This is a genomic window from Butyrivibrio sp. WCD3002 (genome assembly GCF_000424265.1).
Lineage (GTDB): Bacteria > Bacillota > Clostridia > Lachnospirales > Lachnospiraceae > Butyrivibrio.
This window is the reverse complement of sequence record NZ_AUJO01000002.1, coordinates 78,056-100,724: the sequence shown is the minus strand read 5'-3', so window position 1 is coordinate 100,724 and position 22,669 is coordinate 78,056. Positions and strand designations below refer to the sequence as shown.

Genomic DNA, 22,669 nt, shown 5'->3' with positions numbered 1-22,669 from the left:
CCAAAGAAGAAACCGGTGAAAAAGAGTAAGGCGGCAGATACTGAGGAAAAGACGGAAGAGGTAATTGAAGAGACTGTAGAAAAGGCTGAAGAAGCTCCTTCTACTGATGATAATTCTTCGGACGATGTCAAAAGCACAGAAGAGCCTGCAGACCTGGAAGAGATTACTGATGACGCTGCGGCTGAAGATGCCAGCTCAGATGAGACGGCAGCTGACGAGGCCTTGAATGAGAGTGAGGCTGGGGTTGACGGTGATACCGAGACTGACAGCGATACCGGAGTAGACAGTGCTGCCCGGACAGCTTCTGATACTTTTGAAAGCCTTGATGGTCTTAAGCTTTGGAACCGCTATGATATAAACTGGCTTATTTCTGAGGTGGAGCAGGGAAAACAGCACAAGTATACCTGCTTCTGGCACGATACCGCTAGCAGCGATAACAGCATCCTTTCAAGCTGGCATGCAGGTAAGCCCATTATGATAAATGGTCGAAAGTATGTAACTGCAGAGCAGTACATGATATCTGAACAGGCTCTTCTTTTTGGAGATTACGATTCCTACAAAATCATAATGGATGAGGCTGATCCTCAGAAGTGTAAGAAAGCCGGACGCAGCATTCAGAATTATGATGAGAATACCTGGAGAGCTGCATTTAAAGAGATAATTTTCAGGGGCTTCTATATGAGAGCTCTTTGTGATGAAGAGTTTGCAAAGGCACTTCTTGCCACAGGCGAAGATGTGCTGATTGAGGCAAGCCCTTTTGATGATGTTTACGGCGCAGGCATGAAGGAGAGCGAGCTGGTTACACCTGAGGGCGAGCTCAAGACTTTACCTCAGGAATGGCGCGCATACAAGTCGGAAAAGCAAAGTGAGAATGTCCTTGGCTTTGTGCTTATGGGCGTTCGTGATTGTATTAGAAAGTTGCAGGAATAGTCAATACAGGGAAGGTTCAGGCAGTATTCATGAAAAAAGCATCTATTAAAAGAAGGATGCTGGTGCTTACGATACTCATGACTTTCGTTGGTGCGGTTTTACTTGTTTTCGGAAGCGACCTGCTTAATTCAATAAGGTCAGATCATTATAGTCAGCTCAGCTCGGGCTGGTCTGTTCAGCGTGGAAACAAGGTATATAAAGAAGTTACGCTATCTGAGTTCCCTGTGGGCGAGACCTACAAGGGCGAGACGATTACGATTACAAATACTATACCCGCCACCAATCTGATATCGCCTACGATCATGTTTAAGAACAGTCTTGCCTCAGTGGAGGTAAAGATAGATGGAGAGACCGTTTATTCTTATGGTACCGAATACAGCGACAAGGGTCTTTTTGTACCAAAGAAATACAACATGATCGCCATTGAGGACGGAACGTACCCACACGAGCTTTCCATTACCTTTAATATTCCTGAAAAAAATGCATTTAAGGGGATTCACCCTGTTTATTTCGGAACGAAGCGCGAGCTTGTCCATAATTTCTTCCAATATCAAAGACTATCTATTTTTATAGGCGGATTCTTTTTTATCTATTCCTGCCTTCTGTTTGCTCTTGGAATTTTCATGCTCCTTTACAGAAAAATCGATTACTTCACGTTCCTAAACGCTCTTGTGACTTTGCAGCTTGGAGTGTACACCTATGCATACAACGATGTTTTCTGTTTTATAAGCGACCAAAACTATCATTTTTCCGTCCCCGGTGGCACCCGGTGGCATGGCATGAAAAATCGCCGGAGCGGCTAAGGGAAGCCAATCCGGCGATGGATTTTTTATCTGTATTTTATTCTTTTCAAGCGGCTTTGGAAGCCTCTATTTTTATACTGTTCTTATTTTTCCCAAGTATAAGATTGTGAAGCTTCTTAAGCAGGATTGCTGAAGGAAGTCCCAGAGCAAAAACAACTACTACATAAAGAAGCAGGTTCTGGATGGGATAGATTCCCTTTGCCTTGCCGTCAAATTCGTAGGTGAAGAGCTCTACGAAAAGTCCGTGGATCAGGTAGAACTCAAGAGTTATTGTTCCCATGAACTTGATGAACTTATTGCCGATTCTGAGCTTCATGCCAAGGAGCAGGATGCAGAATACAAAGTTGCAGGTAGGCAGCATCTGTGATGCGAGACATACGCGGCGTCTGAATACTGTATCGGGAGCGCCCCAGTTTTCTCCATAGTAGGAGAAGACGTTGCAGATGCCGTTTGAGAAATTGATCATAGGAATCATGAGCGCAAGAGCAAGGATCAGATATACCCAGTAAAACTTTTTAAGGTGAGGTATGATCTTGTTTTCAAACTTTGCAAAGATAATTCCTACAGCAAAAAGGTGAACGCAGTTGTACCACCACTGTCCGCGGATCCAGAAATCGTTGTGATCGATGGTTGTGGCAAAGAGCATGTAGGCAAATACGAAGCCGCAGGCTACAGCAGTTGCAAGGCCGTCCTTTTTGATGAATCTGAAGGCAAAATAGAATGCCATGTAGAAGAACGGAAGTACGATAACGTACCATGTATTGGGATTGCAGAGCTTAATTCCTGTGAGATAGAAGATCTTAAGCTGTGTATCCATTTTCTCTTTAAGAAGAAGTCTTGCTACGAAGAAGATAAGTCCCGTTGTGTAGAAGGACAGGATTACAGGAAGAACTCTTCTTGAAAAGAAGCCCTTTAAGTAGTTTTCTTTTGCGTGAAAGCTTTTGTAGACACCATAGCCGTTAAAGAAAAGGAATACGGCTACTAAGAGATATCCCATGTCCACGAAAATATCAAGACCGTGGATTATACGGTTCTGTGGCCAAATCCAGGATGCGCATCTTTTCTGGCTGACATGATGAAGCATGATGCAAAGTGCAAGAAATCCCTGAAGAGCCTTTGTTTGCTCCAGAGACAAGAATTCGGTGTTCCATTCTCCTCTTTTTGCCGGCTTTGCTCCCCAAAGCAAAACTACAGGCAGGATAAGGTACACCACGTAGATTAGATTATTCATTTTTTTACCTCCCAAAGTTGTCAAAGAAGCCCTTTCCATTCTCTGACAGCAAGCTTTTGCTTGCATATACCCACTAATAATCTTATTATCTGCGGAGGGTTTCCTCTATACTAAAATGAACCATCATTGTATGAATTCTTGCTGTTTATAAAAAGAGCCGGCGATTACTGTTAATAGTGTAGTCATGCCGGCAGTTTTTGATTTATTTAAATGCTTCCCAGGGATATTTGCAGGATGGATTCCAGATTATCCAGGAGCTTACGCCGTTGTCGTTTACGGCTTTTATCTGAGCTTTAATCTCTTCGGCGCCATAGTTTTTATAGTGCTTAAGATATGATGCGGTAAAGCCCTGGAGCCATGGACGGACGCTTGCCTGATTTCTGGTGCCCTTTGGATTAACCACCTTCAGCTCGGTATCAGAGAGCTTCATGGCTGCATCTATCGCTTCGTAGGGGTACAGGTCCGGATGATCAAGCCCCAAAGTATTGTCGTAGTAATGGGAAGGGTAGATCATGGGAGAGAGGTAGTCAGCGTACATGGAAAGCTGCGAGTACTCCTGACCTACGATATCCCTGTCTATCTTTGAATTGATGATTGTTCCGAATACGTCCAGTGACAAAGGTATGTGTTCTTTTTTCAGTGAGGCAGAGGCTTCCTTTACGAACTTAAGAATAGCGTGTCTTCTGCCGTAACCGTTAAGGTTAATGTCTTCCTCCTGTATTCCGGTGCCGTATCTTACGTAGTCGTACTGAACCTCGTCAAAGCCTGCTTTTTTGCAGCCCTTTGCTACTTCGATAAGGTATGCTTTGACATCTTCATTGGTGGGATCCATCCAGGTAAAGCCCTTGGCATCCGCGTAGATTTCTCCTGATGCGGAGTGGATGACCCATTCCGGCTTTACTTCATCAATGAAGGGATCTCGGAAAGCAACGCATCTTGCAATCACATATATTCCGTGGCTGTGGAGTTCATTAAGGAGTCCCGGCATATCCTTTACAAGAATGTTTTCTACACCAAGCTCATCTATAAGTTCTGAATCCATGTCGAAGACTACGTTTCCGTCATCATTTTTCACATCAATGACAACGGCGTTAATATTGGTCTTATCGATACTTGTGATAATATCGTCCATCATACTTTTAGTGCCTGCAACAAAAGCGCTTACATAAATGCCGTGGATTTCATCAGTCTCTTCAGCGAAGGCAGTCTCCGGTCCAAAAAGCAAAGTGGCTGCGCTTATAAAAAGTAGTAATGTTTTTCTGATAGCTTTCTTCATGTCTGTTTCCTTATTGTAATTATTTTGGGAAAAAACTTAATTTGTTCGACTTCTGCATTTATCCGCAAGAAGTCAAAAATATCTCAAACAGTATATCAGATTTTTAATAGAACATGACATTGGAATTTTGATATACTTCTTGAAGAGGTGGGATTTTTTCAGAGAGGTTTATGATTATGGCTTTATTTGCGATTGGCGATCTCCATCTGGCTTATCAGTCAGACAAGACCATGGATGTATTTGGAAAAGTCTGGAGAGGACACGAGAGAAAAATAGAAAAAAATTGCAACAAGATAATGACAGAAGAGGATACTCTTGTGCTTGTGGGAGATCACAGTTGGGGGAAGGGCCTTGAAAACTGTGAGCAGGATCTTCTTTTTATAGAAAATCTTCCCGGCAGGAAAATCCTTATTCGCGGTAATCATGACAATTTCTGGAATGCCAAGAAAACGCAGCGCCTTAATGATATGTATAAGGACAGGCTTAATTTTTTACAAAACAATTATTATCCCTATGAGGACTATGCCATAGTTGGGACCAAGGGCTATTGCTACGAGGGCTTTGATACCAGACAGCATGCGGATATGCTGATTGAGAGGGAAGCCAAGAGACTAAAGACTTCATTTGAAGCAGCAAGAGCTGACGGCTTTGAGAAGTTCATTATGTTCCTTCACTATCCGCCCACAGAGATAGGGGAGACGGAGAGCAGGTTCACCTACATGGCCAGGGCCTATGGCGCAGAGCAGGTAATCTATGCCCACTGCCACGGCAAGGAGCGTTTTCACGACAGCCTGCTTGGCAATGTAAAGGGCGTGGAGTACAGCCTTGTTTCCGGGGATTACCTGGACTTTATGCCAAAGAGGATTTTGTGATAATTTTTTGAAAAAACTATTTACATTCCACAAAATGCTGTGTTATAATTTCATTCGTTGACGACACTTAGTGTCTCGCGTAGAGGAATCATACAACGGCTAGTATTGCGGTCTCCAAAACCGTTCATGGGGGTTCGAATCCCTCTTCCTCTGCTAAAGAAAACCTCTTAGCTTAGTTGCTAAGAGGTTTTTGTTTTGCAAAAATACTATAGTAAAAGGCAAATACTTTTGATGCTTACTATAGTTATCGCCCGCTTTTTTGTTTCTTTTTCTGGGCGTACATCTTGTCATCAGCTCTGTTAAACACAGACACTACATTTTCATCGTTTTCTTTGTCGAATTTTTCCATACCGCAGGCTATTACAATATCTCCGGTTTGCTGTGCGTTAAAATTTCTCTCTTCAAAAATATCTATAAGCTCGTCAATATGCTCATAGTCATCATTTTCTGAAATCGCCACAAACTCATCGCCGCCGATACGGAAAACAGGGCTGTGCTTAAATATGTCGCAGATTATCTTGCATGCGTGGCAGATGTATTCATCCCCGGCCTTGTGACCGAGAGTATCGTTAACCAGCTTCAGGTCGTTTACATCAAATAATGTAATGGCAAAAGCGTCTTGCTTATGTTCACTGATCAGCAGGTTTATTCCTTTTTCTACTTCCAGGTATGCACTTCTGTTTTTTATACCAGTAAGAGCATCAACATTGGCATTAGTGTGCTCTTTGGCAAGCTTTTCAGCATATTCCTGCTTGATGATCATGGCATCCGTAACATCCTGGCACAGACCAAGAAGACATTCTCTTCCCGTTTCATCAATGAATTTCAGCTTTGTGGTCTGGAATCTTCGCTGATTACCTGCTGCATCAGGGACATCCTCATAGAAAATGTAAGGCTTATCCATCTTGAACGCCTTTTTATCATCCTCCACAAAATGACTGGCAGTATCAGGATCGAAAATCTCAAAATCTGTCAGACCAACTACTCCTGCAGGAGTCTCTTTATGGGCATAATTGGCAAAAGCCTGATTGCAGGCAAGATATTTCCCTGTGTTTATATCCTTTGAAAAAGACATGGCAGGCATGTTGTTTAGGAGCCATGTTACGGAATCCTGAAGATCGGTGATTTTCTGGGTTGTCTCTGCACCTTCATCCATATAGCACACATGGATCAGGGTTACGCCATTTTCCAGATACACATATTTTCCGGCAGCACGAACAAACTTGTGACCGGATTTATTTTTTACAGAAGCCCGGTAGAGAATTTCATATTTTCCGCCTTCTTTGGCACCCGCTGTGGATTCGTCAAGAATTCTGGCAGCATCCTCAGGATGGACGTTGAAGAAAACGTCTTTGTTAAGGTCAGCGTAAGCTTCCTCCTGGCTCTTGTAACCAAACATTTCACAATATCCGTCAGATATTACAATAGGGACAATACCATCTTCCATGAACTGGAAAATAGCTATAGAATTCTGCAACCGCTCATAGGCAGCCTGAACTTTTTCATCGAATACGTATCTATCCATGCTTCATTCCTCAGTAAAGTGAATCCGGTAGAGACAATATATAATAATTATCTAATAATCATTATATATTCGCAAGTAAAAGGCTGTGAAATGGGTGGCAGTTCTCAAAAATTTAATTTTTTGCATTACTTAGGGAGAATATAGCTTATAATTAGATATAGTTTATAAAGAAATATTCGGACTGATTGATATTACGGCTCTTGTGATCGGGAAAGGGCGTGGTCAGATATACCTGCATTTCAAGGAGGATATATGGAAGAACTTGTTGGATTAGTCATATGGTTAATTATATTGCTGGTTTTCGGTAAAACAGCTAAGAAAAAGCTCAACCAGAAGGGTGGCCCTCTTGGAGGGAAAAGTGTCTCTGAGATTTCACGAAACGTACAGCAACAGGCCATGAAAGCAGCTCAGGCCAGTAAAAATGCCCAGTCCGGCAGAACTGCTACAGCAACAAGAAGCCGTGAGTCATCTTCAATGCCGCATACTCACAAGGCATCCGGCACCTATGATACCTATAACAGGAAAAGCAGTAAAAATGATTCAGGTGCAATGCCTCACAATCACAGAGAATCAGGGACTTATGACACCTTTAATCGCAAGTCCATTTTTAATACTTCAGGCTCAATGCCCCATGTTCACAGCGAGGGACATTATACCTCCATGGCAGATGCATCAAAGCTTCCTCCCGGATATATCCTTCTAAACGGCGAGCCCGTAAGAGTTGCGGACCTTGAAGGAAAATAAACAATTTGACAATTTATTTTTTATCGAATACCATGAAGAAGATTTTGAGGAAGGAAAGAACATGGGCTTTTTTAACGACAGAGACAATTTTAAAAGTCGTGAAGCAGGCATTTCGCTTATTATCTGCGCAGTGCTTCTTCTTGCTGTGCTTCTTTCTTCATTCTTTGTGGCAGCTGAGCTTGGCCATGATTGCAGCGGGGATGAATGTCCAATCTGTCAGATGATCGCCCAGAGCGAGAATTTTGTTAATCAGATCGGAACAGGTCTGATAATTCTTGCAGCTGCTCTTTTAGTTGTTTTTTCAGTATCTGAATTTCATGCGGATTCATTCCGCTGTCTTGTTGTGCCTACTCCTGTGAGGCAAAAGGTACGTCTGAATAATTAAAGACACTCTTTTTATCTTATTTTTTCCTAATTAAAAAACTAAATATATAAACTTGTGGAGGAATATTATGAAAAGAAATATTTCTGTTTTTTGTGCTGCAATTGTCATGGTATGGGCTCTTAGCGCTTGCGGTGAAAGTGCGGGAGAAAATCCTGAAATGCCGGAGGTTTTGGCGAATTCCATCGAGGCTGAAGAGGTGCCGCTTTCCGATACTGCGGGATCAGAGGATTCGATAAGTATTGTGACAACGATTTTTCCTGAGTATGACTGGGTAAACGAGATTCTTGGGGACAATCCGGCAAACGCAGAGGTTACCATGCTTCTTGATAACGGCGTCGATCTTCACAGCTATCAGCCAACCGCTGAGGATATTCTTAAGGTTGCAACCTGTGATCTTTTCATCTATGTGGGTGGCGAGTCTGATGAGTGGGTTGAGGATGCCTTGCAGGAAGCGACAAATGAAAATATGGCTGTGATCAATCTCCTTGACGTCCTTGGGGATGACGTTAAGGAAGAAGAGGTTGTTGAAGGCATGGAAGCTGAGGAAGAAGAGGAGGAAGGCGAAGAGGGCGAGGAAGAGCCTGAATATGATGAGCATGTCTGGCTTTCTCTTAAGAATTCTGCAAAGCTTTGCGAGGCCATAAGGGATGCTATCATTATGATCGATCCTGACAATACCTCTGAATATGCTAAGAACGCTGAAAATTACATAGCAGAGCTCAAAAATCTTGATACCGAATATAAAAAAGTGGTTAAGGACGGGACTGCGGATACCCTTGTTTTTGGAGACAGATTTCCCTTCCGGTATCTTGTTGATGATTACAATTTAAGCTACTATGCGGCTTTTGTGGGATGCTCGGCTGAAACAGAGGCCAGCTTTGAGACCATTGCTTTTCTTGCAGGAAAAGTGGATGAGCTTTCTCTGAAAAACATCATGACTATCGAAGGTGCTGACCATAGAATTGCAGAGACTATAAAGAACAGCACGGAAAGCAAGGATCAGAATATTTTAACCATAGATTCGATGCAATCCACCACCTCTAAGGATGTAGCAGGCGGTGCATCATATCTTGGAATCATGAAAAACAATCTTGAAGTTTTAAAAGAGGCGCTTAACTAAGCGCGAAAGGTGGGATTATGCCATTGCTGACTGTGAAAGATCTCTCACTTGGATATGACGGGTGCAGAGTTATAGAGAATTTGAATTTTTCGATAAATGAGGGGGATTATCTTAGCATTGTTGGGGAGAACGGCTCCGGGAAAACTACGCTGATGAAGACTCTTCTTCATTTACAAAAGCCAATAAGCGGGGAGATTTTGGTCAGTGATGGCTTAAAGCCTGATGAGATCGGATATCTTCCGCAGCAGACTCTGGTGCAGAAGGATTTCCCTGCATCTGTGTGGGAGATTGTACTTTCAGGCTGCCAGAGCAGTATGGGACTTAAGCCTTTTTACGGAAAAAAGGAGAAGGTGCTTGCTGAAAAGAATATGGAGCTTATGGGAATTTCTGATTTTAAAAATCGTTGCTACAGAGAGCTTTCCGGCGGGCAGCAGCAAAGGGTTCTTCTTGCAAGAGCATTATGTGCTACGAAAAAACTGATACTATTAGATGAGCCTGTGGCAGGCCTTGACCCTGTTGTAACGCAGCAGATGTATGAAACCATAAAGGAGCTGAACGCTTCGGGAATTACGATCATCATGATATCCCATGACATAGCCTCAGCTTTGAAGTATTCATCCCATATTCTGCATATCGGAAAAGAAGTTTTCTTTGGAACTAAGGCTGAGTATTTAAAGAGCAATAAAGGTTTTGCTTTTTCAGAAAGGGAGCTGAGAACCGGGGGGTGTCAGACAGAACTTTCGTTTAGAGAGGTGAAAAGCTATGCTTGATAAGATTTTCTTTTATCTGCAGTATCCCTTTGTGAGATATGCGATTATCGTGGGAATACTGATTGCACTTGCATCATCTCTTCTTGGAGTGACGCTGGTGCTTAAGAGATTTTCATATATAGGTGACGGGCTATCCCACGTGGCATTTGGTGCCATGGCCATCGCAAGCGTTCTTAAAATGACTAACCAGATGGCGCTGATTTTACCCGTTACCATAGTTTGCGCCGTACTTCTTTTAAGAACAGGACAGAATGCAAAGATAAAGGGTGATGCTGCCATCGCCATGATTTCTGTAGGGGCCCTGGCCTTTGGCTATCTTCTTATGAACATTTTTTCCACGTCCTCGAACCTGACGGGTGATGTGTGCAGCACGCTGTTCGGCTCTACATCGATACTTACACTGACCTTGAGCGAGGTTGTGATCTGCGCTGTCTTGTCGGTTGTTGTGATAGGGGCTTTCATACTTTTGTACAACAAGATTTTCGCTGTGACCTTTGATGAAAGCTTCGCTACAGCTACAGGAACTCCCGCAGGAAAATACAATACAGTGATTGCAGTCATGATAGCGGTTATCATCGTGCTTGCCATGAACCTTGTGGGCTCGCTTTTGATATCGGCGCTGGTAATTTTTCCTGCATTATCAGCCATGAGCATTTACAGAAGCTTTTTCAGAGTTACGGTTTGCTCTGCCATAATCTCTGTGGTGTGCTCATTTGTGGGGATTATGATTTCCATTCTTGCCGGTACTCCTGTTGGTTCAACCATAGTGGCTATCGATGTTCTGGCTTTTTGCTGTTCGCTGATGGCAGGTAAATTGAAGGGGGCAGTGGCATGAGAAAGTTTAGATCAGGGAAATTTTTAGGGGCACTTTTGGTTACCGGGCTGATTTATGTCTGCGCATGTGGGAGTGATGCTACCTCGGCCGCTACCGGCGGAATTGATGTGGACCTTACTCAGTTTTCAAGCACTGCGGTGTATGGGCAGGTTTACGATATGGTATATTTTCCTGAGAATTACGTGGGAAAGAAGATTAAAATGAAAGGTACCTTCTCGGATTACTACGATCAGGCAAATGATAAGCATTACTTTGCCTGCTTCATTTCGGATGCTGCTGCCTGCTGCTCTCAGGGAATAGAATTCGAACTGACGGAAGACTATAAATATCCGGAGGACTACCCGCAGGAAGCTGCGGACATAGTAGTGGAGGGGACCTTTGATATTTATGAGGAAAATGGTCTTAATTACTGTACGTTAAGAAATGCCATTCTGGATGCCGGCGCCTTTTGATTAGGCAATTCACTAATATTCATCACGTGATTTGTCTGTATTCTAGTGCAAATACTACGTGAGAATTATTAAATATCAGCAATTTCCCGTGTAGACATATTTAAGATTTTTTCTGGCAACATCAGCAAGATGGTAGATCAGATCAATATCCGTGGCGGCTCTGTCAGTCAGATGAAAACGCGGGAAAAATCTGCTGATATGGAGAGGAATCGCTGCTCCTTTTCCTGAATCCAGTTCGCTTATCCAGAAGGAGAGACTATCTATTTCTTCATCGGTATCGTTAAAGCCCGGCACAATCAGAGTTGTAAGCTCAAGGTGGCAGGCAGGTACGGACTTTTCTATGAAGTTCATAACCATCTGCCTGTTACCCTTTAATATTTTTTCATAATAATCATCTGTAAAGCCCTTAAGGTCTATATTCATGGCATCGATGTGGGGCAGCAGCTCGTCGCAGACTGCTTCGCTCGCATTGCCATTGGACACAAGGACATTCAAAAGCCCGGATTCATGGGCAAGCTTCGCGGTATCTCTCACAAATTCATAGCCCACAAGCGGCTCATTGTAGGTAAAAGCAATTCCGATATTGCCTGAATCCGTGCAGGAAAGCGCAAGGGAAACAAGCTCGGAAGGAGTGCCGTACCTGAGAGGAATATCAGGGCGAGGAGGTAACATATCATAACCATAAGATATGCTGTGGTTCTGGCAAAAAGGGCAGCGAAGGTTGCAACCATAGCTTCCGACTGACATGATATTGGAGCCCGGATGGAACCTGTTTAACGGCTTTTTTTCAATCGGGTCAAGAGCTATAGAAGTGATAAAGCCATAGTTGGCGCAGTGAATGACGCCGCCCTTGCAGATTCTTGCACGGCAAAGGCCAAGGCTTCCTTCATTTAAATTGCAGTGATGATGACATACTTCACATACGGGCATGACAGCTCTCCATAAAAATTAAATATGCCTTATGACTTCAAAGCACTCAAGAGATTTTCTTAAATAATCAGATATGTCTTACAACTTCAAAGCGCTCCAGGTAGATTTCTTCTCCGGCAGGAATTCCTGCTTTTTGGCAGGCTATGTTTATCTGCTGGTTTACACTGTCGACACCGTCAAGGTTCGGAAGAAGGAGACCGCGCTTTGTTCCGCTGGTAACGATGACTCCGTATTTTTTTACATCAAGAAGATCAGTGGATGAGATTGGCTCAGGAACGCCCATGACATCTACATTTATCTCAAGCCATGGAAGTTCATCGGCGGTTATCATGTTAAATCTTGGATCAGCAGTTCCTGCGCTAATGGCATTTTGGAGGATTTCCTCAGCTACGCAGTCGCAGGTGGCACTTATGGTTCCTATGCAGCCACGCAGAGCACCATTTTTATGTATGGAAACAAAGGCTCCTGCTTTTGTGCTGAAAAGCTCCTCCGGAAGATCTTTCCATTCATCCCCTGTAAGATCCTTTTTGTGAATTGTCCTTCCACCTGTTACATAGCTCTCAAGAGAGTAGCGGGCAAGCTTAACGTAAGGATCAGAGCTGGCCTGTCTTTTCTGAAGCTCTTCAAGCTTTTCTTTTCTCCAGATATCGAGGAAATGTCTGCTTTCATCAGGACCGCCAACTTCAAAGCGGCAGATACCGTATCCTACACCGAAGGTTGCTTCGTGAGAGAGCTTTTCTGCTTTTACAGAAAGACCATCGAGAGCACCTGCCATCATCACAAAGGAGCGGTGACCGCACTCAGCAGCCTTTGAGCAGAAATCATCGTCGAATTCGAAGAGCTTTTTGAAATCACCGCTTCCGCATACTTCCATGATTCGATCGTCATATTCGGGACCTTCTTTGGTAAAACCGTAAGGGCCATCCTCTTTCATTTTGTGTGACAGATCGCCGCTGGCAACATAGACAACTTTTCGTCCGGTTTCATTTATGGCCTGCTGAATAATCTGGCCCATCTGATAATGAAGAGCAAGAGGGAGGCCGGAGAGACCGATTCTTATGATTTTAAAATCCTGATATTTTTTACAAATATAATAAAGAGGAATCAGGGTGCCGTGATCCAAATTGGGGTCGCGTTCACCCATGGTGCCTGCAGGAAATTCAGAAGGTGCGGTTCCACCGTGGCGCTCACGGCCATTATTTGACGAAGCGCTACCGGCTTTGCCGCTTTCGTCATCTGCATTGGCAGCGCTTTGCCTCTGAGCATCAGGGCCGCCGTCCTCAGCAATTCTGCAGATCACATCCACAAGCTCAGAGTCGTACTCGGCATCAAAGGAGACTTCTCCCGCCTGAAACCTGGACATGTCACCGTAAGCGGATTCACCGGGTGAAATATGGAAATAGTCAGCATACATCACGCTGTGCGGACTTGAGATAATAATCGTCTCAGGCTTAAGCGCAGCAATTTCATCAGCTACCTTTTCATAGGCAGCAGTTGTAGCACTTATTTTTTTCTCTTCGCCGTTACCGACCTCAGGAAGCATAATTGGTGGATGTGGAACCATGAAAGCACCTAGAATTGGCATAATTATTTCCCCCCATAATATTATGTATCTAACGAGTAGTGCGCGATTGTTATTTAATAGTTCGTGGCTATCAACAAGTAGTGCATGGTTATTGATGAATGATATTTCGCTTCCTATTATATAATATTTCGCGCTCCATAGTAAGGAGCAAAAGTGAGTGGACAATTCTAATGTGTACTAGACAGTTGTGGGATATATGGTTGATGGTTGCTTGATTCCCGGGTAATCTATGCGGACATTTCCTGCGATAGCGCTTTATGGAAAACGTTTTTTGCTATGTATTGCGGTTAATGTGTGATAATATTTGTAAATGGTAAGTTAGTTATAATTAGAATAATCACCAAGAAAACAATACTTAAACCCGTAAGAAATGCAACGAACATATGGAGGATCATGAAAAATGTTTAGGAGAGATCGATTTGTGGCAGGGGCAGCCACAATAGCGCTGATAGTAGCGACAGCAACAGGCTGCGCAGGAAAGAGCGCACCTGCGGCTGATAATGCAACAGAGCAGGTTGCAGAAGCAGAGCTGACAACCACAGCTGGCGATGACGAGGCAGCAGAGGCAGCGGCCAAGCAAGCCACATCCCAAATGGATGAAGTTAATGCGCAGCATCCACTTAATGTAATAGATGACAAGTACAGAACCACCTACGAGATTTTCGTATATTCATTCTATGACAGCGACGGTGACGGAATCGGAGATCTTCAGGGCGTAATAGACAAGCTGGACTACGTCAATGATGGAGATGATGCCACGAACACAGATCTTGGCTGCAACATGATCTGGCTCATGCCGATATGTCCTTCACCCACATATCACAAATATGATGTTACGGATTACTGTGATGTTGATTCCCAGTATGGCTCAGTCGACGACTACAAAAAGCTGATTGAAGAAGCTCACAGCCGCGGAATCAAGGTCATCAACGATATGGTCATGAATCACACTTCATCCCAGCATCCATGGTTCAAAGAAGCGGTTTCATATCTTAAGGATCTGCCGGATGGAACTGAGCCGGATGCAACTCAGTGCCCCTATTTTGACTACTACAATTTTTCAAAGCAGCAGCAGACAGGCTATGAAAGAGTAAGTGGAACAGACTGGTTTTACGAGGCAAGGTTCTGGTCTGAGATGCCTGATCTAAACCTTGATAACGAAGCAGTTCAGAAGGAATTTGCAGATATCGCCAAGTTTTGGCTTGACCTTGGTTGCGACGGCTTCAGAATGGATGCGGTCACATCCTATACTACAGACAATACCGGAAAAAGCACCGATGAGCTGAAGGTATTCTGCGATGCTGTATACGCTGAAAATCCTGATGCTTACATAGTCGGCGAAGCCTGGGCTAACTCTGCCGAGTATTCTCAGTACTATGGAAGCGGAATTGATTCACTTTTTGATTTTGACTTTTCTGGAAGCGAAGGCAAGATAGTAAAGTGTGCCAAAGGAAAGATGGCTCCCGCGAAATTCTTTGAAGAGCTGATAAAAGAAGACGAGCTTTATTCCGGGATAAATGAAGCTTACGTCAACGCACCTTTTTATACAAACCATGACATGGCAAGAAGCGCGGGCTATTATGTTGGAAAAGGTGCTTCTGATTCCGTTAAGCTTGCCGGTGCTCTGAATCTTATGATGAATGGTAACGCTTTTATCTACTATGGTGAAGAGATTGGCATGAAGGGCTCCGGAAATGATGAGAACAAGCGCGCACCCATGCAGTGGACAGGTGACCCGGCAGCAGAGGGTATGTGCAAGGGTCCCTCTGATATGGAGAAAATCGAGATGACAAACGGTAATCTCCAGGATCAGGAAAAGGATCCCTATTCTATCTACAATTACTACAGAAACGCAGTGAGACTTAGGAATATGTTCCCTGAGATCGCTCGTGGCAAGATTACAATACTTGATAAGCTCACAACCGATGACTTTGGCGTTTGCATGAAAGAGGCTGATGGCAAAATCCTGATCGCTCTTAATAATTCCGACGAGACAGTGACAGCAGACCTTTCCGCGGATGATAGAGCAGAGGGCTTTAGAACACTTTCCGGACTTCTTCTGACAGGAGAAGAGAACGCATCACTTGATGGTGATAGTCTCACACTTCCGGCCCACGGAATCGCTATTTTGACAATGGAGTAAATGAACCACCCAGAGGTGATAGCATTACTCTTCTGGATTACTGAATTGCGATTTGGATGATGGAGCAACTTTTTCCACAGCCGGATAATTCAGTATTACGCTATACTAAAAAAGCGCGGCACTTTTAATCTTAGTGTCCGCGCTCTTCTTTTGCATTATAGGCAAGGGGACGAAAGATCGTCATTCTGCCTGTAAATCCTAGAATTCTTGTGATTATTATTCCCAGCAAAGCCCCGCAGCTGTCGATAAGTACATCCTTCTTTTGCGGAGATCTGCCTGAAATGAAGCTTTGATGATATTCGTCCAGACAGGCATAACCTACACAGATCATTCCTGCCACCAATACCAAAGGAATGCCTCTTAAACCGTATACATAAAGCGGAAATGCAACCGTTATGGCAAGCAGCAGATACTCTGAAAAGTGTGCGGCTTTTCTTATATAATGCTGATAATCTGTGCTCATCTGTCTGATTTTACTGATGCTCCAGCCCTTGTCCAGAACATCGTTTGTAACTGTCAGAACCTCGACACCGACCTTATAGCTAAGTGCCGAGCTTGTTTCTGCCGGCTGATCGGAGAAGTTAAAGATCAGGATCATCATTACTATAGCAGGCACAAATGACAACGGCTTCAGCACAAAGCGAAGTGTTTGTTTTATATAAAGAAGGAAAAACTTCATTTCATACAATCCTCAAAATCTGTTAAGCAGGCTTATCATGAGCCTTAATAACGAATATATTAGCAACAAGTATAACGCAAAATCCCAAATAGAACAATTTCGTATAATAACTGTATCATCTTATGACATTTGAGACTTCTCAACACGCGATAAATTCTTATATAATAAAGACCATGATAGAGCAATATTTGGTGTAGAAAATATCAATGAATTTCTTGATATCATAATTAGAAGAAATAGAGGGAGACTTATGTGGAAAAAGATTAAAAACACCATCGTTATCGTACTGGCAACGCTGGGGGTGCTGTTTATTATAATAATGATGATGCCTGATGATGAAGATGCTGACTATGAAAGTGCGGACGCAGAGACAAGCGTTAGTGTATCTGATGTTGATGATACAGACAGTGACAGCGAAACAGATGAAAATGAGGACGAAGAAGACTCCGAATTGACAGCTGCAGAAAATAACTCAGATTCGTCAGCGGTCCAGGAATCAGAGAACAACACAGAATCATCGGAGGCATCAGACACTTCACAACCCGCTTCAGCAGCTTCAACCACAGTAAATATCCCTGAATCAGAAATCTCCGATAAGCAGCTGAGCTTTAAGACGGTTTCCCTCGATAACAATGTGGTGGATCAGAGTATCTTTGCAGACTATGACATAACTGTAGTCCATGTTTGGGGAACCTTCTGTTCACCCTGCATAGCAGAGATGGGAGACTATGCTTCTTTCTATAAGGAGCTTCCGGAGAACGTTAATCTGGTGGGCATTATCTGCGATGTATATGATGGAATTGACAGTAATGTTTCCGATGCAAACAGCATCTTAAAGGATGCCGGCGCAGAGTTTATGAATCTTCGAATCAGTAATGATCTCTATGATATTACAAAGTCCTTACAGTATGTACCCTCATCGTTTTTTGTTGACAGAAACGGACACGTAATTGGCGAAATGATGGATGGCGCAGGCTTTGAGCAAACAAAAAGCAGACTTGAGAGCTATCTGGTGAAGTAGTTGCAGCGAGGATGATTATGTCAAAGACCGGAAAAATCCTTCAGTGCATTATACTATTAGCCGGCATTATCATGCTTCTTTCCGGAATAATGATGAATGACTTTAAGGAAGTATGGAGCAAGGCAGTGATGATCTGCATGGAATGCATAGGGATAGGATGATGAGTGCTTTTATAGGAAAAATAAAATCGCATACAAGGCAGTATTCACAGCTGATTTCCGCAGTTTTATATAACTGCCATATCACAGGTTTTGCAGATGGCAGAATATATAAAGGTGCATCAAAAGGTGTATGCGTACCCGGGCTTAACTGTTATTCATGTCCCGGCGCAGTATGCGCATGCCCTTTGGGAAGTTTGCAGGGTGCGCTGGCAAAATCTGCATATAAGCTTCCTTTATATATGCTTGGAACTATTATTCTGTTTGGGATTTTCCTTGGCAGGGTAATTTGCGGCTTTCTTTGTCCCTTTGGTTTTCTTCAGGAGCTTATTTACAAGCTTCCTTTTCCTAAGATAAAAAAGAACAGAATAACAAGAGCACTGTCATATTTAAAATATGTTATTCTCTTGCTCTTTGTGGTGGCAATTCCGATGGTTAAGCTCCTCCCGGGATTTTGTAAGTATATCTGTCCGGCGGGCACTCTTGAAGCGGGAATTCCGCTGGTAATAATGGATGAGCACTTACAGAACCAGCTCGGCCTACTCTTTTCATGGAAGGTCTTTGTTCTGATAATGTGCATCATAGCCTGCTCAGTGTGCTACAGAGCCTTTTGCAGATTCATCTGTCCGCTGGGGGCCATATATTCTTTCTTTAATCCAATCGCATTCTTTGGAATGAAAGTTGATAAGGAAAAATGCACGGGCTGCAACGCCTGCATCCATTTCTGCAAGATGGATACGAAAAAAGTAGGAGATCACGAGTGTATTCATTGCGGAGAATGTGCGTCCGTATGCCCTGAAGGCGCCATAAGCTGCGGCCGAAGATAGAAACCGAGCCCACGAGCCGAAAAAGTCTGAAATGTGTAAAAAAATCTCTCGAGCCCATACCCACTAACTGCATGCCAAAACACTCCAGAGCTCTTAAAAATCCCTATTGCACAAAATCACAAAAAGAAGTACAATTGCAACATAACTATGAATTGTGATTGTGCTTTTCTTTGAGGTGAACAAAAATGAACAAAAGACAGGGATGTCTTCTTAATAAACTTAGCGATATATTTAAAAATGGCTACATAAATGATTACAGTAATAAGCACGGAGGCAGCAGCCGCATTATAGGTGCTTTTTTTGTGACCATTACAATAAGCATGCTCATTTCTAGTTCTTCCAATGTAAGAGCTGCTTCATATGATAATAATTCTTTTGATGAATCCATAAATTTTGAAATAGACGAAAAATTCGATCTGCCTGCCGGGGATATGCCGGAAATCGAAGAACCTCAGGTGGAGGAGATTGAGCTTTCAGCTGAAGAATTCGAGGAACTAAACGGTGACACTCCGGTATTAAAGACCAGAAATGCCCGCAGTTCCAGTAGTGAATATTATTACAATCAGCTTACTGAATTTGACAAGATTTATTATGATGGAATCCTTGATCTTTGCAGACAAAACAAAAGTCCTATCACTGGCGAATTTAGCACAGATAAGGCAGGCGATGCAGTACTTTTTTATTCAGGGACAAAAAAACTTGAAAGACCGGACTGGTCAACAATTATTCACGCCTTATGGTATGATCATCCTGAAGAACTGGAGACTATACTTTTTTCACAAAGCTACAGCACTGTTACATCCTACACCAATGGAGTATGGAATTATAATATATATATTTACAACACTCCCGGAGCAAATTATACAGGGAATCAGGTAGCTCAGATGGAGTCTGAGCTTAAGCGTGCATGTGATTCCTTCTATAACAGTATAGATCTTTCTGGTAATGATGCCTCAAAAGAATTGGCAATTCATGATGCGTTGATTGCCGCAGTAGAATACAACTATGATGTATATCATAATCATCTCAGTAAACATGTGGCACATACTGCTTATGGAGCACTTGTTGAAAAGAAACCCGTATGTGATGGATATTCTAAAGCATTTAAAATGCTTATGGATAAAGCAGGAATAGAAACCCATGTTGTTGCAGGATCCACAGGTTCCGGAGCACATGCCTGGAATGTTGTAAAAATTGATGGCGATTATTACGAAGTTGATACAACTTGGGATGATAGTGAAATTGATGGTTATCCATACAATTACCTGCGGACGCACCAGTACTTTAATTGTACTACAGATACTTTTGCAAACTATAACTATTCCATTCCTGGAATATCTAATAGTGTTTCCAAACATCTGAGAAATAGTGAAAATTTGGGATATCTTAATCCTCCTTTAGCAAAAGGAACAAGGTATACATACAATATTATAAAAAGGGCTTACAGAGTAGATTTTGATGGTGTCAAGAAAGGTGCATATTATTATCTCCCTTATAAATACACCTATACTTATGAGGGCAAAATTGTTGAAATGCCCAAATATATGTCTCTAAGTGGATGTTCCTTTAATAACTGGTATACGAAGAAAACCGGAGGAACAGTTGTAACAGCTAATACAATTATTAATTCTGATATAACTGTTTATGCTCACTGGAATGGAGGAGATAATGTTGAGGACGCTGTAACGGATCAGTCAGATTTACGTACAGTTACCCTACATTATAATTATGATAATAAGACAGAGATAAAGAAGATTGCTAAAGGAAGTACAATCGGGGAGCTTCCGACTCTTTATAGATATGGCTACGATTTTAACGGTTGGACAAATTCAATAAGTGGAGGAAGTGTAGTTGACAAAAATACGATTGTAAGTTCGAATCTGAATATTTATGCCCAGTGGAAGCCTGTTGAGGTAAATGCTTATTTTTATAAAGATAATGGAAGCTATACTGTTAGAAGTACAAATTTTGGAAAAACCTATGGTGATGCTATGAGTCTGGCTTCCGATTATACTAAAGCGGGGCATACGTTAGTCGGATGGTATAAAAGCTTTGATTCTGATGAAGCTATTTCTCCTGATACAGTCATAGATTCAACAAAGCCTCTGTATTTTTATGCACATTGGAAAAAGAATACATATACCGTAACCTATGACGCCAATGGAGGAGCCTATAAAAATGGTCAAACCTCCGATAAGCAGAATGCAGAGTATGATACCTACATTACCTTGGGAACCCATGAAAAGCCTTCAAAAAGTGGCTATAGCTTTGCCGGTTGGAATACTTCAAAAGATGCAACAAGTGGTCTCACAAGTTATAAAGTAACCGGTGATACGACTTTGTATGCAATCTGGAAAAAAACATGTGTAGTGACCCTGCACTACAATTATGATGATAAGACTGAGAATATTGCGTTTGGTGAAGGCACATATTACACATTGCCCAAGCCTGAAAGATATGGATACAGTTTCGTTGGTTGGAGAGGAGATGGGGATACCGGATCTTCTTATACATCAGGTACAAGGATTTATAAGGATACAGATTTTTATGCAGAATGGAGCCCTAAAAAGGTTAACCTATATTTCCATTCTACAATAGGAACGCCATCGTTCCAGTTACTTAGCGTAGATTTCGAAAGTACCTTTGGAGAAGCTTTTGACAAGGTTAATAATCCTTCCAAGGCAGGCTATAAGTTTGAAGGATGGACCGGGACTGCTAACAATGAATCTGAAGATTTACTGTCCCGTGATACAGTCATTGATAGTACAGATTCATATAATTTCTATGCTAAATTTACTCAGAGTAATTGTACGATCACCTTGCACTATGATTACGATGATAAGACTGAGAAAATCGAGGTTGTTGAAGGCACATATTACGAATTACCAAAGCCTGAAAGATATGGATTTACTTTCGTTGGCTGGAGTGAAGGAGAAAGAGAATCTTATATACTTGGTACAACAATTAGAAAAGATACGGATTTTTATGCTAAGTGGAGTCAAAAGCAGGTAAATCTCTATTTCTTTTCTTCGACAGGCACACCGTCATTACAGACCTTGACGGTAGCTTTGGGAAGTACTTACGGAGAAGCTTTTGACAAGGTAACAGAGCCTTCTCTGGCAGGATATACATTTGAAGGATGGACAGGAAACTATAATTCTGATGAGATCCTTAGCCGTGATAGTGTTTTTGATAAGGAAGAAAGATACTATTTCTACTCAAAATTAACGAAAACACCTAAAGAGTCAGAAGAGACAGAAGAGGTTAAAGAGACAGAAGAAACCGGGAAAACAGGAGAAACCGAAGAGACAGAAGAGTCAAAAGAGACAGAAGAACCCAAGGAGACAGAAGGTTCTAAAGAAACAGAAGGTTCTAAAGAAACAGAAGGGTCTAAAGAAACAGAAGGAACCAAAGAGACAGAAGGCTCTAAAGAGACAGAAGAATCCAAGGAGACCGGAGAAACTACAGAATCCAAGACATTCTATACAGTTTCGTATAATGCGATGGGAGGACACTTCAGTGATGGAAGAGAAGAAAGGTATACTCAGGTAGAAGAAGGTACAATTATAGCCTTAGCCTCACAGGAGGTTCCAGTAAGGGATGGTTCTGAGTTCATTGGATGGACCATGGATTTGAGTACAAATGGATTGTCCACACACGTATATACAAATAATTACATACATCTGTATGCTGTCTGGAAGGTAATAGAGGCAGATCCTGAGCAGGAGACCGGTAAGTCCGGTGGCAATGGAACCGGAGAGAATCATGCCGCAGCTGAGCCTGGTAATCTGGAATATTATGACATTGCAGAGGATTACAGTGAAAATGATAACCTTCCCGAGAATGGCATTTATGAGCAGAACGGTACTGAATATGAGCTTTCAGAGTCAGGCACTGCATCTGTAACGGCAACTACCAATAATAACGCGACTTCCGTAAGTACGGGAGAGTACGTTTATTATGGTAATAAGAGCTTTAAAATCACAAAGATCGATAGAAGAGCCTATAAGGACAATAAGAAGCTAAAGAAAGCTATAATAGGTTCAAATATTGAGACCATCGGCGCTGAAGCATTTAGTGGATGTAAAAAGCTTTCAGGTGTTACCGTATATGGCAATAATCTAAAGCGCATCGGCAAGGGAAGCTTTAAGGGCATTAAAAACGGAGCCAAGATCACCATCGTATGCAAAGATAAAAAGACATACAATAAGCTTGTAAAGCTGTTTAAAAAGGCCGGCGCAAAGAAGGCAAAATTCAAATTTAGGAAGGGCTGATAACCCTTCCTATTTTTATCTTCTGATAAAAATAGGGTTCATATTACGCCTGAAAACCCTATGCACAAATCTGTCAGCAACCTGTATTTCATAAAACTATTAATTGAAC

The 22,669-nt window shown here is 42.4% G+C and carries 20 protein-coding genes and 1 tRNA gene; 15 read left to right on the top strand and 6 right to left on the bottom strand.

The features are described 5' to 3' along the window. Nucleotides 1–15 precede the first annotated feature (15 nt). Both G608_RS24405 and G608_RS0103945 read left to right on the top strand, forming a co-directional pair. The gene (locus tag G608_RS24405) at nucleotides 16–930 is read left to right on the top strand and encodes an NADAR family protein (protein WP_242829343.1); all 915 of its coding nucleotides are present in this window, start codon (nucleotides 16–18) and stop codon (nucleotides 928–930) included. 29 nt (nucleotides 931–959) lie between these two features. After that, nucleotides 960–1,733, top strand: coding sequence for a hypothetical protein (locus G608_RS0103945; RefSeq protein ID WP_026494937.1), 774 nt, complete (start codon nucleotides 960–962; stop codon nucleotides 1,731–1,733). A gap of 46 nt (nucleotides 1,734–1,779) precedes the next feature. On the opposite strand, the gene G608_RS0103940 is transcribed toward G608_RS0103945, so the two are convergent. Next, nucleotides 1,780–2,964, bottom strand: coding sequence for an acyltransferase family protein (locus G608_RS0103940; protein WP_026494936.1), 1,185 nt, complete (start codon nucleotides 2,962–2,964; stop codon nucleotides 1,780–1,782). 202 nt (nucleotides 2,965–3,166) lie between these two features. Beyond that, a complete protein-coding gene (locus tag G608_RS19795; RefSeq protein ID WP_051208808.1) occupies nucleotides 3,167–4,240 on the bottom strand; it encodes a putative glycoside hydrolase in 1,074 nt (357 codons plus the stop codon). A gap of 176 nt (nucleotides 4,241–4,416) precedes the next feature. Between G608_RS19795 and G608_RS0103930 the strand changes: the two genes are divergently transcribed. Together G608_RS0103930 and G608_RS23125 are read left to right on the top strand one after the other, a co-directional pair. Next, nucleotides 4,417–5,112: a metallophosphoesterase gene (locus G608_RS0103930; RefSeq protein ID WP_026494935.1), complete on the top strand. Its 696-nt coding sequence runs from the start codon at nucleotides 4,417–4,419 to the stop codon at nucleotides 5,110–5,112. A gap of 81 nt (nucleotides 5,113–5,193) precedes the next feature. Further along, nucleotides 5,194–5,265, top strand: a tRNA-Trp gene (locus G608_RS23125). Nucleotides 5,266–5,356: 91 nt separating this feature from the next. On the opposite strand, the gene G608_RS22185 is transcribed toward G608_RS23125, so the two are convergent. Next, nucleotides 5,357–6,637 carry a sensor domain-containing diguanylate cyclase gene (locus G608_RS22185; protein ID WP_026494934.1) on the bottom strand — a complete coding sequence of 427 codons (1,281 nt, stop codon included), beginning with the start codon at nucleotides 6,635–6,637 and terminating at the stop codon, nucleotides 5,357–5,359. Nucleotides 6,638–6,889: 252 nt separating this feature from the next. On the opposite strand from G608_RS22185, the gene G608_RS0103920 reads away from it, so the two are divergent. The 6 genes from G608_RS0103920 (at nucleotide 6,890) to G608_RS19780 (ending at nucleotide 10,943) form a co-directional block, all read left to right on the top strand. Continuing rightward, nucleotides 6,890–7,381 carry a hypothetical protein gene (locus G608_RS0103920; RefSeq protein WP_026494933.1) on the top strand — a complete coding sequence of 164 codons (492 nt, stop codon included), beginning with the start codon at nucleotides 6,890–6,892 and terminating at the stop codon, nucleotides 7,379–7,381. Nucleotides 7,382–7,442: 61 nt separating this feature from the next. Further along, on the top strand, nucleotides 7,443–7,766 hold the full coding sequence (locus G608_RS0103915; RefSeq protein WP_155833208.1) for a hypothetical protein: 324 nt from the start codon (nucleotides 7,443–7,445) through the stop codon (nucleotides 7,764–7,766). A 67-nt stretch (nucleotides 7,767–7,833) separates the two neighbouring features. Continuing rightward, on the top strand, nucleotides 7,834–8,886 hold the full coding sequence (locus tag G608_RS0103910) for a metal ABC transporter substrate-binding protein (RefSeq protein ID WP_026494931.1): 1,053 nt from the start codon (nucleotides 7,834–7,836) through the stop codon (nucleotides 8,884–8,886). Between the two features lie 17 nt (nucleotides 8,887–8,903). Next, the gene (locus tag G608_RS19785; protein WP_051208806.1) at nucleotides 8,904–9,656 is read left to right on the top strand and encodes a metal ABC transporter ATP-binding protein; all 753 of its coding nucleotides are present in this window, start codon (nucleotides 8,904–8,906) and stop codon (nucleotides 9,654–9,656) included. Then, nucleotides 9,649–10,491, top strand: a complete 843-nt coding sequence (locus tag G608_RS0103900) for a metal ABC transporter permease (RefSeq protein ID WP_026494930.1) — start codon at nucleotides 9,649–9,651, stop codon at nucleotides 10,489–10,491. Before G608_RS19785 ends, G608_RS0103900 begins: the two co-directional genes overlap by 8 nt. Continuing rightward, entirely contained in the window at nucleotides 10,488–10,943 is a 456-nt protein-coding gene (locus G608_RS19780; protein WP_051208805.1) for a hypothetical protein, read from the top strand. The genes G608_RS0103900 and G608_RS19780 overlap by 4 nt, the downstream gene beginning before the upstream one ends. Nucleotides 10,944–11,018: 75 nt before the next feature. On the opposite strand, the gene amrS is transcribed toward G608_RS19780, so the two are convergent. Together amrS and amrA are read right to left on the bottom strand one after the other, a co-directional pair. Continuing rightward, nucleotides 11,019–11,873 carry an AmmeMemoRadiSam system radical SAM enzyme gene (amrS, locus tag G608_RS0103890; RefSeq protein WP_026494929.1) on the bottom strand — a complete coding sequence of 285 codons (855 nt, stop codon included), beginning with the start codon at nucleotides 11,871–11,873 and terminating at the stop codon, nucleotides 11,019–11,021. A 67-nt stretch (nucleotides 11,874–11,940) separates the two neighbouring features. Continuing rightward, nucleotides 11,941–13,458: an AmmeMemoRadiSam system protein A gene (amrA, locus tag G608_RS0103885; protein ID WP_026494928.1), complete on the bottom strand. Its 1,518-nt coding sequence runs from the start codon at nucleotides 13,456–13,458 to the stop codon at nucleotides 11,941–11,943. Nucleotides 13,459–13,858: 400 nt separating this feature from the next. Here amrA and G608_RS0103880 point away from each other — a divergent pair, with 400 nt between their 5' ends. Beyond that, on the top strand, nucleotides 13,859–15,601 hold the full coding sequence (locus tag G608_RS0103880; protein ID WP_051208804.1) for an alpha-amylase family glycosyl hydrolase: 1,743 nt from the start codon (nucleotides 13,859–13,861) through the stop codon (nucleotides 15,599–15,601). Nucleotides 15,602–15,731: 130 nt separating this feature from the next. Here G608_RS0103880 and G608_RS0103875 read toward each other — a convergent pair whose 3' ends face one another. After that, a complete protein-coding gene (locus G608_RS0103875; protein ID WP_026494926.1) occupies nucleotides 15,732–16,280 on the bottom strand; it encodes a VanZ family protein in 549 nt (182 codons plus the stop codon). A 250-nt stretch (nucleotides 16,281–16,530) separates the two neighbouring features. Between G608_RS0103875 and G608_RS0103870 the strand changes: the two genes are divergently transcribed. The 4 genes from G608_RS0103870 to G608_RS0103855 all read left to right on the top strand — a co-directional run bounded on the left by G608_RS0103870 (nucleotide 16,531) and on the right by G608_RS0103855 (nucleotide 22,560). Beyond that, entirely contained in the window at nucleotides 16,531–17,301 is a 771-nt protein-coding gene (locus G608_RS0103870) for a TlpA family protein disulfide reductase (RefSeq protein WP_026494925.1), read from the top strand. A gap of 17 nt (nucleotides 17,302–17,318) precedes the next feature. Beyond that, nucleotides 17,319–17,462: a CD1871A family CXXC motif-containing protein gene (locus tag G608_RS23120; RefSeq protein ID WP_242829328.1), complete on the top strand. Its 144-nt coding sequence runs from the start codon at nucleotides 17,319–17,321 to the stop codon at nucleotides 17,460–17,462. Next, nucleotides 17,462–18,286, top strand: coding sequence for a 4Fe-4S binding protein (locus G608_RS0103860; RefSeq protein WP_051208802.1), 825 nt, complete (start codon nucleotides 17,462–17,464; stop codon nucleotides 18,284–18,286). Before G608_RS23120 ends, G608_RS0103860 begins: the two co-directional genes overlap by 1 nt. Before the next feature lie 185 nt (nucleotides 18,287–18,471). After that, on the top strand, nucleotides 18,472–22,560 hold the full coding sequence (locus tag G608_RS0103855) for an InlB B-repeat-containing protein (protein WP_026494923.1): 4,089 nt from the start codon (nucleotides 18,472–18,474) through the stop codon (nucleotides 22,558–22,560). The last annotated feature ends 109 nt before the right edge of the window (nucleotides 22,561–22,669 follow it).